Below are 12,287 nucleotides of genomic sequence, written 5' to 3' on the forward strand. Positions count from 1 at the left end.
AGTTTAGATCGAAATGCCGGTTTTTTTCGCGCAAACGTTGAAACCGCGCGCGGCAGGGTGCCGGACGCGGTCCGTAAGACTGCAAGAAACGGGCGGCAGGCGGGGCCGTTCCGGCCCCTGCCCCGTCAGCCGATCTGCTGCATGATCGAGATCAGCTTCTTCGCGTAGTTCGGGTCGGTCGCGTAGCCGGCCTTCTGCATCCCGTGCGCGAAGCCCTCGACGCTGCGGCTCGCGCTCAGCACGCCCGCGTAGCGCGGGTTGTTCTTCAGCAGGTTGGCATAATCGGTCATCGCGTGCTCGTACGAATCGTACGCGCGGAACTTCGCGACGACGCGGCGCGGCGTGCCGTTCACGTATTCGGTCGTCAGCGCCGACACCGTGCGGCCCGTCCAGCCCTTGTTCGCCTTGATGCCGAACACGTTGTAGCTCGTCGAGCCGTCGCTCGCGCGGATCTCGCGCTTGCCCCAGCCCGATTCGAGCGCGGCCTGGCCGACGATGAAGCGCGCCGGGATGCCGGTGGTCGCGCTCGCCGCCTGGGCCGGGCCGGCGAGCCGGTCGACGAACGCGTCGGCGTCCTGCGCGCCGCTCGCGCCCTTCAGCGGCGGCGTCAGCGCGCTGCCGGCCGTGTAGCCGCGCGCGCCGGCGAGCCCGCCGTTGTTCGCCGCGTTCGCGTAGGCCCTCGCCATCGCGTTCATCGCGGCCAGGCTGCCTTCGTTGCCCGACGTGCCCGAGCCGGCCGCACCCAGGCCGACCGCGCCGAGCCCGGCCGCGCCGGCGTCGGCCGCCGTGTCGCCGCCCGCGCCCTGCCCCGCGTTGCGCAGCAGCTGCTTCATCAGCGCGTCGGCCACGCCGATCCCGCGCTTCGACATCTGCTGCGCGAGTTGCTGGTCGAGCATCGACGTGTACATCTTCGACGTGTGCGAATCGAGCAGCCCGCCGTCGGGCGACGCGTCGCGCATGCTCTTGAGCATCATCTGCGTGAACATCGCGTCGAACTGGCCCGCGACCGCTTTCGCGCCGGCCTGCGGCGACTGCTTCGCCTGCGCGCGCAGCGCGTCGAAGCCCTGCACGTCGAGTGCGAAGCGCTGCGTCAGGTCATTCGCGTTCGGGAGGTTCGCTGCCATTTAGATGATCTCCAGATCGGCGCGCAACGCGCCGGCCGCCTTCATCGCCTGCAGGATCGACATCAGGTCCGCCGGCGTCGCGCCGAGCGTGTTCAGCGCCTTCACGACGTCGGCGAGGTTCGCGCCGGCCGTCACCATCTTCAGCGCGCCGTTGTCCTGCTTCAGCTGGATCTGCGATTGCTGCGCGACCACCGTCTGCCCGTTCGAGAACGGCCCCGGCTGCGACACCACGGGCTGCGTGTTGACGACCACCGACAGGTTGCCGTGCGCGACCGCGCAGCTTTGCAGCGTGACCATCTGGTTCATCACGATCGAGCCGGTGCGCGCGTTCAGGATCACCTTCGCGGCGGCCTTGTCCGGGCTCACGTCGAGGTTCTGCAGGCGCGCCATGAACGCGACCTGCTGCGCGGAATCCGCCGGCGCGGCGAGCTGGATCGTGCGGCCGTCGAGCGCCGTCGCGGTGCCCGGGCCGAAGCTCGAATTGACCGCGGACACGATCCGCTGCGCGGTGCCGTAATCCATGTCGTTCAGTTGCAGTTGCAGCACGCCGTTCATCTGCGCGATCGCGTTCGGCACCGAGCGCTCGACGATCGCGCCGCCGACGATCCGGCCGGCCGCGAGCTGGTTCACCTGCACGCGGCTGCCGTTCGCGCTCGCCCCGGCGCCGCCGACCGCCATGTTGCCCTGCGCGAGCGCGTACACCTGGCCGTCCGCGCCCTTCAGCGGCGTGAGCAGCAGCGTGCCGCCGCGCAGGCTCTTGGCGTTGCCGAGCGACGAGACCGTCACGTCGAGCGCCTCGCCCGGCCGCGCGAACGGCGGCAGTGTCGCGGTCACCATCACGGCCGCGACGTTCTTCAGCTGCATGTTGTTCAGCGACGACGTGCCGCCGTTCGCCGAGCCGTTGTTGATCGAGATGCCGAGGTTCGCGAGCATGTTCGCGAGCGTCTGCGTGGTGAACGGCGTCTGCATCGTCTGGTCGCCCGTGCCGTCGAGGCCGACGACGAGGCCATAGCCGATCAGCGGGTTGTCGCGCACGCCCTGGATCTGCGCGAGGTCCTTCAGGCGCTCCGCGTGCGCGGGTGCCGCGCCGAGCGCGCATGCCGCCAGCACGAACGCGGCGGCGAGCCGCGCGACGGCAGGCACGCGCGACACACGGGACGACAGGCGATGGAAAAGAGGCTGCTGCATCGTCATCACCACGGTGCGATGTTGAGGAAGAAGCGCTGCAGCCAGCCCATCGTCTCGGCTTCGTTGATGTAGCCCTTCGCCGAGTATTCGATCCGCGCGTCGGCCACCTGCGTCGAGTAGACCGAGTTCGCGCCCGAGATCGTGTTCGGGTTGACGACCCCGGAGAAGCGCACGAACTCGTTGCCCTGGTTGATCAGCATCTGCTTCTCGCCGCTCACGACGAGATTGCCGTTCGGCAGCACGTTGGTGACGGTCACGGTGATCGTGCCGTTGAACGTGTTCGCCGCGCTGGCGCCCCCCGTCGCCGCGAACTTGTTGCTGCCGGCCGCGGAGAGGTTCGCCTTCGCGAACAGCCCGCCGAGGAAGCCGGCCGTCGGCACGTTGAAGTCGGTGTTGCCTTGCCGGTTGGTATTCGCGCCCGACGACTTGGTCGCGTTGATGTTTTCCGCGATCACGATCGTCAGGATGTCGCCGACGTTGCGCGGCCGCTGATCCTCGAACAGCGGCCGGCCCGCGTAGCCCGGGTTGTAGATCGAGCCGGGCGCCTGCATCGCCATCGGCATCGGCGGCTGCGCCGTCATCGGCTGCTGGATGATCGGGTCGCGCGGAATCTGCGCGCAGCCGGCGAGCGCGGCCACCGCGACCGCGCACGCGGCGCGGACGGGGGCTGACGGGAGGAGGCGAACCTGCTTCATGGCGACGACGGGACTTTCCGGTTAGCTCTTCATCTGCGTGACGGTCTGCAGCATCTGGTCGGACGTCGTCACGGCCTTGCTGTTGATCTCGTATGCACGCTGCGTCTGAATCATGTTGACGAGTTCCTGCACGACGTTCACGTTCGACGCCTCGACATAGCCCTGGTTGAGCACGCCGGCGCCGTTCAGGCCCGGCTGCGACACGTTCGGCGCACCCGACGACGTGGTCTCGGCGAACAGGTTCTCGCCCTTCGCCTCGAGGCCGGCCGGGTTGATGAAGGTCGCGATCTGCAGCGAGCCGATCTGCACCGCGTTGCTCGAGCCCGGCTGCGTGACCGATACGACGCCGTCCTTGCCGATCGTCAGCGACTGCGCGTTCTGCGGCACGGTGATCGCCGGCAGGATCTGGTAGCCGCTCGACGTGACGAGCTGGCCTTGCGCGTTGGTCTGGAACGAGCCGTCGCGCGTGTACGCGTTCGTGCCGTCCGGCATCAGCACCTGGAAGAAGCCCGCGCCGTTGATCGCGACGTCCTTCGAGTTGCCGGTCTGCGTGAGGCCGCCCTGCGTGTACAGGCGCTCGGTCGCGACCTGCTGCACGCCGGTGCCGAGCTGCAGGCCCGACGGCAGTTCGGTTTGCTGCGTCGAGTTCGCGCCCGGCTGGCGGATGGTCTGGTACAGCAGATCCTCGAACACCGCGCGCGACGCCTTGAAGCCGTTCGTGCTGGTGTTCGCGAGGTTGTTCGAGATCACGTCCATCTGCGCCTGCTGCGCATTCATGCCGGTGGCGGCGATGTAGAGCGATCGGTTCATGTTGAATCTTCTCCTGGTAGCGAGGGCCGTGCCGCTCAGCTGAAGTTGAGCAGCTGGTTCGCCGACTGCTCGTTCTGGTCGGCCGTCTGGATCAGCTTCGACTGCAGCTGGAACGCCCGTGCGTTGTCGATCATCGCGACCATCGCGGTCACCGGGTTCACGTTGCTGCCTTCGAGCGAATTCGGCGTGACGACCACGCCCGGGTCGGCGTCGGCCGGATTGCCGTCGGCGGTGCGGAACAGCCCGTCGTTGCCGCGCGTGAGCGTGGCAGGGTCGGGGTTCACGAGCTTCATCTGGTCGACGATCGCGACCGCCGTCGGCGGGTCGCCCGGCATCAGCGCGGACACCGTGCCGTCCTTGCCGATCGTCACTTCCGCGTTCGGCGGCACCGAGATCGGGCCGCCGTTGCCGATCACCGGCAGGTTGCTCGCGTTGACGAGCTGGCCGTTTTCGTCGACGTGCAGGTTGCCCGCACGCGTGTACGCCTCGCTGCCGTCGGCGGTCTGCACCGACAGCCAGCCGGCGCCCTGCACCGCGACGTCGAGCGGGTTGCCGGTGCGCGTGATCGGGCCCGGTGCGTAATCCGCGCCGGGCGTCGACGCGAGCACGTAGGTGCGCGTCGTCGTCGGGTCGATGTTGCTGCCGTCGCCGAAATTCATCGGCACCGCGCGATAGGTCGCGAGCTGCGCGCGAAAGCCCGTCGTCGACGCGTTCGCGAGGTTGTTCGCGACGATCGCCTGCTGGTCGAGCGACTGCGACGCGCCCGTCATCGCCGTGTAGATCAGTCGGTCCATGGCTGCCGGTTATCCGCGCATTACAGGTTGATGAGCGTCTGGTCGACGGTCTGCTGCGTCTTGATCGTCTGCGCGTTCGCCTGGTAGTTGCGCTGCGCTGTGATCAGGTTGACGAGCTGCGACGTCAGGTCGACGTTCGAGTTCTCGAGCGCACTGCCCTGCAGCGCACCGTGGTTCGTGCTGCCCGGCGACGAAATCTGCGGCACGCCCGACGCGGACGATTCGGCGTACTGGTTGCCGCCGAGGTTGACGAGCCCGTTCGGGTTGTTGAAGTTCGCGAGCACGATCTGGCCGAGCACCGCCGTCTGGCCGTTCGAGTAGTTGCCGGTCAGCTTGCCGTCGGCGCCGATCGAGAAGGTCGTCAGCGTGCCGCTCGCATAGCCATCCTGCGCGAGATTGTTCACACCGTCCTTGCCGCCGTATTGCGTGGTGCCGGTCAGGTCGAGCGTGAGCTGCTGCGGCGTCGCCGAGCCGTCGGTGTTCGGGACGGTGAACTGGAACTGGCCGAGCGATGCGGTCGGGGTGGCCGGCGTGCCCGTCGTCGTGCTCTGGATCGCGCCCGACGAGTTGAACGTCACCGTGCCGAGATCCGTCGTGGCGCCGCCCTGCGTGCCTGCGTAGGCTTCCCACGTGCCGGCCGCCGATTTCACGAAGTACATGTTGACCGCCTGCGAGCCACCGAGCGAGTCGTACACCTGGATTGACGTCGAGTAGTTGTACGTCGTGGTGTCGGTCGCGCTGAACGGCGTCTTGGCCGGCACCGTGTCCTGCGAGTTCAGGTTGAACTGGGCGGAGATCTTGGTCGTCGCGGTCGGCGCGATGTTGGTGGTCGGCGCCTGCAGCGGCACGGTCTGCGCGGTGTTGATCACGCCGCCCGTGTTGGCCGCGTAACCCATCAGGTTGCGGCCTTGCGAATCGACGATGAAGCCGTTCTTGTCGCGCTGGAACGTGCCGTCGCGCGAGTACGTCGTCACGCCGTTGTTCGACATCTGGAAGAAGCCGTTGCCGTTGATCGCGACGTCGAGCGACGAATTCGTCGTGTTGATCGTGCCTTGGCCGAATTGCTGCTGCACCGATGCGAGCGTCGTACCGATCCCGATCTGCGTGTTGACCGACGTCGCGACCGAGTTCGCGTACATGTCGGAGAACTGCGCGGTGCTCGACTTGAAGCCGACCGTGTTCGCGTTCGCGATGTTGTTGCCGATCACGTCGAGCGCGTTCGATGCGCCGGCGAGGCCGCTCAGACCCTGTTGATAACCCATTTCGGTCTCCGTTTTCGAGAAAGCTGGATCAGTTGGTGGTGGTCGTGCCGCCGGACGACGACGACGCGGTGTTCGGGAAGATCGACGCGACCTGGGTCAAGCCCACCGTCGTGCCGTTCGACAGCACGAGCCCCGCCGTGCCGTCGGCCTGCTTGATCACGCTCTGCACCTGCGCGGCCGCGAGCACGGTCGGCGCATACGTCTTGCCGTCCGAGCCCGTGTACTGCGCGCTCACGGTGTAGCTGCCGTCCGGCAGCGCGTTGCCGGCCGCATCCGTCGGCGTCCAGTTGAACGGCACCGTGCCGGCCGACTGCTTGCCCGCGTCGATCGTGTTGACGACGACGCCCGAGCTGTTCTTCACGGTGATCGTCAGGTTCGACACGTCGCTCGTGAGCGACACGCCGAACGGCGACGCCGCGCCGCTCTTCACCGCGACGCTGTTGCCCGGCGCGAGCACGTTCGTGCCGATCAGCAGCGCGGCCTGCGTCTGCTGCCCGGCCGCGAGCTGCGTCGACAACGACGTGAGCGACGTGTTCAGCTGCGCGATGCCGCTCACCGTGTTGATCTGCGCGAGCTGCGACGTCATCTGCGAGCTGTCGACCGGGCTCGTCGGATCCTGGTTCTGCAGCTGCGTGACGAGCAGCTTCAGGAACGTCGCCTGCAGGTCGCTCGCCGACGTGCCGTTCGTCGACACGTTGTTGGTGTTCATCGTGTCGGTCGGCAGGGTCGACACGTTGGTGCCGCTGCCGCCGATCGTCGTGCTGGAGGAAGTCATCCTGGGTGGCCTTGTTTCGGAACTGTCGGGTCTGGGTCTCGATGGGGAAGCACGCGCTGCGCGCGGCTTACGTGCCGATCGTCAGCGTCTTGAGCATCAGCGTCTTCGCGGTGTTCAGCGTCTCGACGTTGGCCTGGTACGAGCGCGACGCCGAGATCATGTTCACCATCTCCTGCACCGGATCGACGTTCGGCATCTGCACGTAGCCGTTCGCGTCGGCGGCCGGGTTCGCCGGGTCGTAGGTCGACTTCATCGGCGACGGATCATCGACCACCTTCGTCACGCGCACGCCGCCGACGCCCTGGCCGGACGCGGTGCGCGCGCCGCCGATCGGGTCGGTCGCGAACACGACCTGCTTCGCCTTGTACGGCTTGCCGTCGGGGCCGGTCGCGCTGTCGGCGTTCGCGAGGTTCGACGCAGTGACGTTCAGGCGCTGCGATTGCGCGGACAGCGCCGAACCGGCGACGCCGAAGATGTTCATCAACGAGGGCATGAGGGCTCCTTGTGCTCGGATACGGAAGCGGCGCGCGCTTACGAGTTCGTCGAGATCGCGGCGATCATCGCCTTGATCTGCTGGGTCATCACGGTCATCCCGGTTTCGTAGTGCAGCGCGTTGTTCGCGAACTGCACGCGCTCGACGTCGAGATCGACCGTGTTGCCGTCGAGCGACGGCTGCAGCGGCATCCGGTACTGCGCGCGACCGTAGTCGTCGGCCGGGCCGCCCGTCGGAATCAGCTTCGCGGTGCCGGCCATGTGGCCCGGCGCCGTCGACACCATCGTCATCCCGCTCGTCACGCCGGCCGGCTGCGCCATCGGCAACTGCGCGGCGTTGCTCGGCGCGAGACCGCCGCCGGTCTGCTTCAGCGAGCGCGCGAGGGTCGACGCGAAATCGACGTCGCGGGCCTGGTAGCCGGGCGTGTCGGCGTTCGCGATGTTCGACGACAGCAGTTCCTGCCGATAGGCGCGCACGTCGAGCGCCTGTCGGCCGAACGCGAATTCGGCATCGAGTTTGTCCAGCATGTGTGCGTCTCTCCGTATGAAGCGCTGCACGCCCCCTTGCGCCGGATGGCGACACAAGGGGCTTTTTTCCATGACAGCGATGGTAGGCGTCGGGCGCAACCGGCAATCGGACGAATAACGCGGCAAAGGCCCCCTCTATTCATCGTTTGCGCGACGGCCCGGCTCCCTAGAATGCGAATCGGATCAACGGCTTCGAGGACACGGCGATGACAGGCGCACTTCGCGGAAACGACGGACGCGGCACGTGCATGGCGCGTGCGTTCGCGCTCGGCGCGGCGCTGTGGCTCGCAGTGCCGCTCGCGCACGCGGACGACGGGATGATCGTGATTCCCGGACGCGGCGAGACGGCCGAGACCGCGCTCGCGCATGCGAACGCGGCGAGCGGCGGGCCGTTCGGCGGGAATGCGGGCACGGCGTCGGGTACGGGCATGGCGATGGCCGGCGGTGCAGGTGGCGCGGGCGGTGGCGCCGGCGTGACCGGCGCGGCCTCGGCCGGCTATGCGGCGCAGCCGGCCGGCGCGATGGTCGTGACGAGCGTCCCGCCGCCGGCCGCCGTGCCGGCGCGCGCGCCGCGCCCCGCCTACGCCGCCGCGCGCACGAACGCCGGCGATGATGCGCGGCGCGCCGCCGATCCGGGTGCCGTCGCGACCGTCGTCGCCGGCACGGCCGAACCCGCATCGAATCCCGCGCGAGCGGCCATCGCCGCGCGCATGGCGGCGGCCCGGGCCGCTTCAGCCGCGCCGGCCCCGCGCGCGCCAGGCGCTGCCGTGAACCCGGCCCAGGCCACCACCGCGTCCCAGCCGGCCACGCTGCCCGGCCACCAGGACCCCGACACGATCCGGCGCACGGCCCTCGCATTCCTGCAGCAGCAGGTCGCGGGCCTGCCAGGCAAGACCACCGCGACCGTCGCGGCCGCGTTTCCGCGCGGGCTCGCCGCGTGCACGACACTCGAGCCGTTCCTGCCGACCGGTGCGCGCCTGTGGGGCCGCACGACGGTCGGCGTGCGCTGCGCCGGCGAGCGGCCGTGGACCGTCTATCTGCAGGCGAAGGTCGCCGTGCAGGCCACCTATTACGTCGCCGCTCGGCAGATCGCGCCCGGCGAGCCGCTCACCGCGGCCGACCTCGTCGCGCGCGACGGCGACCTGACGGTGCTGCCGCTGGCGGTGATCACCGATCCCGCGCAGGCGGTCGGCGCGATCGCGCTGGCCCGGATCTCGGCCGGGCTGCCGTTGCGCCAGGACATGCTGAAGAGTGCCGCGTCGGTGTCGGCCGGCCAGACGGTGCGGGTCGTCGCGGCCGGACCCGGCTTCACGATCTCGGCCGAGGGCAGCGCGCTCGCGAATGCGGCGCCGGGCCAGTCGGTGCGGGTCAGGATGGCGGCGGGCCAGATCGTCACGGCGATCGTCAAGGACGCCGGGACCGTGGAAATTCCGCTATAGGGATGGATCGCGCCGCAAGATTGTAAAGAATTGTTTATTCGGAGGATTTCGGGCTCACGATGCTAAAGTTCGGGCCGACCCGGCCGTTATCTGGGTCATACCGTACAGGAAACCCATCGTGAAGATCGATTCCACTCCGAACCCGAGCCCACTCGCGTCGACCGGCAACGGCGCGACCCGCGCGCAATCCGGCGCGGCATCGTCGTCGTCCGCGCAGGTGGCCGACGCAGGATCGACCGGCGGCGACACGACCGTGAACCTGTCGGGTCTGTCCGGCCAGCTGCGTTCGCTGTCGGCCTCCGGCAGCGCCGACATCGACACGGCCCTCGTCCAGTCGATCAAGGACGCGCTGAACAACGGCACGTTGACGATCGACGTGAACAAGATCGCCGACGGCGTACTGAATACCGCCCGCGACCTGCTGCAAAAGCAGCGCCCGCAGGGCAACTGAGCCGGCCCGGGGCCCGTCACGCCCTGACCGGTCCCCTGGTTTGCCGGCATGCGGACACGCGTGCCGGCGCGACGAGCATGACGCGATGAGAGAAGAGCTGCTGGCCACGGTCAACGACGAACACGCGACGGTCGAAGCGTTCGCGTCCCTGCTCGCCTACGAGGAAAAGGCACTGACGACGCCGGAGCCGCTTGAAATGCTGCCCGGCATCGTCGAGAAGAAAAGCGCGCTGATCGACCGGCTCGCGCAGCTCGAGCGCACGCGCGACACGCAGTTGTCCGCGCTCGGCTTTCCGGCCGGCAAGAAAGGGATGGACCAGGCCGCCGAGCGCGATGCCCGCCTCGCCGGCCGCTGGCAGTTGCTGCTGCAGGCCGCCGAACGCGCGCGCCAGGCCAATGCGACCAACGGGATGCTGATCCGGATCCGGATGGACTACAACGAGCGCGCGCTCGCGGTGCTGCGCTCGGCGCCCGCGCCGGCCGGGGTCTATGGCCCGGACGGGCGTGTGTCGGCGCTGATGCGTTGATGCCCCGACTGCACCGACTTCACCGATTGCCCCGATTCCACTGACGTACCGATCACGCCGGCGCACCGACGCGCCGGCTGCGCATCGCGCGACCCTGCCGCGGCCGCGCGCACTTCCCCCGTCTTAAAGCAGCGGACACGCGGTGACCTGCGTGCCGCGTTCCACGCAAAGCCGTTCGTAGTCGCGCAGGTACGCGCGCTCGTCGTCGTTCAGCAGCTCGACGTCGATCAGGTCCCAGTCGTAGCCGACCGTGACGATGTTCTCGAACGCCACGGTGTCCGATGCTTCGTCGTCCGCGCGCACGATCACGATGTTCTCGATCCGCACGCCGCCCTTGCCCGGCAGGTAGATGCCCGGTTCGACCGAAATCACCGCGTTCGGCACCAGCCCGTACTGCGCGCCCGGCGCGAACCGCACACCGCCCTCGTGCACGTGGATCCCGACGCCGTGCCCGGTGCCGTGGCCGAAATCGTAGCCGTGGTCGCGGCACACCTGGCGCACCGTCGCATCGACGTCGCCACCCGTCGCCGTCTTCGGGAAGCGCGTGACGAGCCCCTTGATGCACGCCTTCAGCGCGACCGTGTAGATCTCGCGCTGCCACGGCTGCGCGACCGTCTCCGGCTGCGTGCGACGCAGCACGACGCGCGTGCAGTCCGTCGCGAAACCGGCGTCGTAGTAAGCGCCGCTGTCGAGCAGCACGAGCTCGCCTTCCGTCAGCTCGACGTCGGCGCTCGCCGCCGTGTAGTGCGCGAATGCGCTGTTCGCGCCGTTCGCCGCGATCGACGGGAACGTCAGCGCGACCGCCGAGCGGGCGCCGTACGCGTCGTTGATCGTGCGGGCCAGATCGTACTCGGTATGGCGCTGCCCCGGCTCGCCGGCCTTCGCCCAGCGCATCGTTTCGGCGATCGCCGCCGAGCTGCGCGCGAACGCGTCGCGGAACCGGTCGAGCACCGCCGGCGTCTTGCCGGCCCGCAGCGCCTCCACCGGGTTGAAATCGGCGTGGCGCGCATGCGGCCACACGCGGCGCACCGACTCGACGAGCGCCCAGTTGACCGATTCGAACCCGTAGCACACGTGGTCGACCGCGAATTGCGCGAGGAAGCGCTCGAGTTCGGCGAGGTCGCGCCGGATCACGTGCAGCGCCGGATACGACGCCAGTTCGACCGGACATCGGTCGCAGCCTTCCGGCAGGAACAGCGCGACCTGCTCGCCGACCGCGAACAGGAAGCCCAGGTGCGACGATGCATTCGGGATGTGATAGCCGCGGCTGTTCAGCAGGTAAGCGAGATCGTCGGACGCGCATGTGAAGAACGCGGTCTTGCCGGGCGCCGCGCCGGTGTGCGCGGCGAGCCGCCGGTTCAGCGCGTCGAGGTTGTCCGCGACGCTCGCGCCGGTCATCGCGTCCGGCAGTTCGAAGATCGGCCGCTCGACCACCCAGCCCGGCAGCCCGATCGCGCGGTCGATTTCGCGCTCGACGAGGCTCGTCCAGTCGAGCGACGCCGCCTGCGTGCGCTCGACCAGCCGGTCGCGCTGCGCGACGCTGATCCGCAGTGCGTCGTAGCCGACCCGCGCGAGCCGGCTCGCGTGCGCGAGCAGCCAGTCGGCCAGCGCCTGCCAGATCGTCACGTTCATCCCGAGCTTTTCGATGCGCACGCGCGCCGGGTCGCACTGCTGTTCGGCCTGCAGGTGATAGCGGCCGTCGACGAACAGCACGAACGGCGGCACGCCGAGCGCCTGCGCGGTCGCCGCGCTCAGGAAAATCCCGCAGCCGGCCGAGCCGTCGAAGCCCGACAGCGCGTAGCGCGGGTTGTTGCGGCGCGGCAGGTATTCGGTGATGTACTCGTCCTGCGACGTGACCACGACCGCGTCGAGCCGGGCGGCGTCGAGCAGTCGCGACAGGCCGGCCTGCGTGTCGGCGACGGACGCGTCGTACGAGGGAAGGCCGGAGAAGCTGTATTTCAGTCGATCGATCATCGGATACCCGTTATTGATTGTTGTCGGCGGCCGGCGGCGTCACGCGCCGGCGCATGCCTGGCGCGGCACGCCGCCCGTGCGGGGACGAAGCGCGGCCCGGCGGGCAGCCGTGCCGCGGTGTCGTTCCGTCGACGGATTTTCGGGGAAATTTTTGTCTCACTTAACTTTGTTTGATGCGAGCGACAGAATCTAGAGCACGCTGAAATCGAGGTCAAGCCAAAATTTTCGT

At 68.7% G+C, this 12,287-nt stretch carries 13 protein-coding genes; 3 read left to right on the top strand and 10 right to left on the bottom strand.

From position 1 onward, the window contains the following. Positions 1 to 125: 125 nt before the first annotated feature. The 9 genes from flgJ to flgB all read right to left on the bottom strand — a co-directional run bounded on the left by flgJ (position 126) and on the right by flgB (position 7,668). On the bottom strand, positions 126 to 1,124 hold the full coding sequence (gene flgJ / locus WS66_RS28225) for a flagellar assembly peptidoglycan hydrolase FlgJ (protein WP_059607357.1): 999 nt from the start codon (positions 1,122 to 1,124) through the stop codon (positions 126 to 128). Further along, positions 1,125 to 2,312, bottom strand: coding sequence for a flagellar basal body P-ring protein FlgI (locus WS66_RS28230; RefSeq protein ID WP_059607544.1), 1,188 nt, complete (start codon positions 2,310 to 2,312; stop codon positions 1,125 to 1,127). A gap of 5 nt (positions 2,313 to 2,317) precedes the next feature. Further along, on the bottom strand, positions 2,318 to 3,007 hold the full coding sequence (gene flgH / locus WS66_RS28235) for a flagellar basal body L-ring protein FlgH (RefSeq protein WP_059607359.1): 690 nt from the start codon (positions 3,005 to 3,007) through the stop codon (positions 2,318 to 2,320). A 21-nt stretch (positions 3,008 to 3,028) separates the two neighbouring features. Further along, a complete protein-coding gene (gene flgG / locus WS66_RS28240; protein ID WP_014895799.1) occupies positions 3,029 to 3,817 on the bottom strand; it encodes a flagellar basal-body rod protein FlgG in 789 nt (262 codons plus the stop codon). A 35-nt stretch (positions 3,818 to 3,852) separates the two neighbouring features. Next, positions 3,853 to 4,611: a flagellar basal-body rod protein FlgF gene (gene flgF, locus WS66_RS28245; protein ID WP_059607361.1), complete on the bottom strand. Its 759-nt coding sequence runs from the start codon at positions 4,609 to 4,611 to the stop codon at positions 3,853 to 3,855. Positions 4,612 to 4,631: 20 nt separating this feature from the next. After that, entirely contained in the window at positions 4,632 to 5,873 is a 1,242-nt protein-coding gene (flgE, locus tag WS66_RS28250) for a flagellar hook protein FlgE (RefSeq protein WP_059607363.1), read from the bottom strand. A 28-nt stretch (positions 5,874 to 5,901) separates the two neighbouring features. After that, entirely contained in the window at positions 5,902 to 6,648 is a 747-nt protein-coding gene (locus WS66_RS28255) for a flagellar hook assembly protein FlgD (RefSeq protein WP_059607365.1), read from the bottom strand. A 67-nt stretch (positions 6,649 to 6,715) separates the two neighbouring features. Then, positions 6,716 to 7,141 (bottom strand): flagellar basal body rod protein FlgC, encoded by a 426-nt coding sequence (gene flgC, locus WS66_RS28260; RefSeq protein WP_059448498.1) that lies wholly within the window; start codon positions 7,139 to 7,141, stop codon positions 6,716 to 6,718. Between the two features lie 38 nt (positions 7,142 to 7,179). Beyond that, complete coding sequence (gene flgB / locus WS66_RS28265; RefSeq protein ID WP_059448497.1) at positions 7,180 to 7,668, bottom strand: flagellar basal body rod protein FlgB; 489 nt, start codon at positions 7,666 to 7,668, stop codon at positions 7,180 to 7,182. Positions 7,669 to 7,874: 206 nt separating this feature from the next. Here flgB and flgA point away from each other — a divergent pair, with 206 nt between their 5' ends. The 3 genes from flgA (at position 7,875) to WS66_RS28280 (ending at position 10,084) form a co-directional block, all read left to right on the top strand. Continuing rightward, positions 7,875 to 9,107 (top strand): flagellar basal body P-ring formation chaperone FlgA, encoded by a 1,233-nt coding sequence (gene flgA / locus WS66_RS28270; RefSeq protein ID WP_059607367.1) that lies wholly within the window; start codon positions 7,875 to 7,877, stop codon positions 9,105 to 9,107. Between the two features lie 118 nt (positions 9,108 to 9,225). After that, positions 9,226 to 9,558, top strand: a complete 333-nt coding sequence (flgM, locus tag WS66_RS28275; protein ID WP_059607369.1) for a flagellar biosynthesis anti-sigma factor FlgM — start codon at positions 9,226 to 9,228, stop codon at positions 9,556 to 9,558. Between the two features lie 85 nt (positions 9,559 to 9,643). Then, positions 9,644 to 10,084, top strand: a complete 441-nt coding sequence (locus tag WS66_RS28280) for a flagella synthesis protein FlgN (protein ID WP_039317824.1) — start codon at positions 9,644 to 9,646, stop codon at positions 10,082 to 10,084. A gap of 123 nt (positions 10,085 to 10,207) precedes the next feature. Here WS66_RS28280 and WS66_RS28285 read toward each other — a convergent pair whose 3' ends face one another. Then, entirely contained in the window at positions 10,208 to 12,058 is a 1,851-nt protein-coding gene (locus WS66_RS28285; RefSeq protein ID WP_059607371.1) for a M24 family metallopeptidase, read from the bottom strand. Positions 12,059 to 12,287: the final 229 nt, after the last annotated feature.

It is taken from the genome of Burkholderia sp. LA-2-3-30-S1-D2 (assembly GCF_001523915.2).
Classification (GTDB): Bacteria; Pseudomonadota; Gammaproteobacteria; order Burkholderiales; family Burkholderiaceae; genus Burkholderia; species Burkholderia diffusa.

Excerpts from the sequence above, each read along its gene's own strand:
- flgJ (WP_059607357.1), bottom strand. The coding sequence starts at position 1,124 with ATGGCAGCGAACCTCCCGAACGCGAATGACCTGACGCAGCGCTTCGCA.
- WS66_RS28285 (WP_059607371.1), bottom strand. The coding sequence starts at position 12,058 with ATGATCGATCGACTGAAATACAGCTTCTCCGGCCTTCCCTCGTACGAC.
- flgE (WP_059607363.1), bottom strand. The coding sequence starts at position 5,873 with ATGGGTTATCAACAGGGTCTGAGCGGCCTCGCCGGCGCATCGAACGCG.
- flgH (WP_059607359.1), bottom strand. The coding sequence starts at position 3,007 with ATGAAGCAGGTTCGCCTCCTCCCGTCAGCCCCCGTCCGCGCCGCGTGC.
- flgB (WP_059448497.1), bottom strand. The coding sequence starts at position 7,668 with ATGCTGGACAAACTCGATGCCGAATTCGCGTTCGGCCGACAGGCGCTC.
- flgF (WP_059607361.1), bottom strand. The coding sequence starts at position 4,611 with ATGGACCGACTGATCTACACGGCGATGACGGGCGCGTCGCAGTCGCTC.
- WS66_RS28280 (WP_039317824.1), top strand. The coding sequence starts at position 9,644 with ATGAGAGAAGAGCTGCTGGCCACGGTCAACGACGAACACGCGACGGTC.
- flgG (WP_014895799.1), bottom strand. The coding sequence starts at position 3,817 with ATGAACCGATCGCTCTACATCGCCGCCACCGGCATGAATGCGCAGCAG.
- WS66_RS28255 (WP_059607365.1), bottom strand. The coding sequence starts at position 6,648 with ATGACTTCCTCCAGCACGACGATCGGCGGCAGCGGCACCAACGTGTCG.
- flgA (WP_059607367.1), top strand. The coding sequence starts at position 7,875 with ATGACAGGCGCACTTCGCGGAAACGACGGACGCGGCACGTGCATGGCG.
- WS66_RS28230 (WP_059607544.1), bottom strand. The coding sequence starts at position 2,312 with ATGCAGCAGCCTCTTTTCCATCGCCTGTCGTCCCGTGTGTCGCGCGTG.
- flgC (WP_059448498.1), bottom strand. The coding sequence starts at position 7,141 with ATGCCCTCGTTGATGAACATCTTCGGCGTCGCCGGTTCGGCGCTGTCC.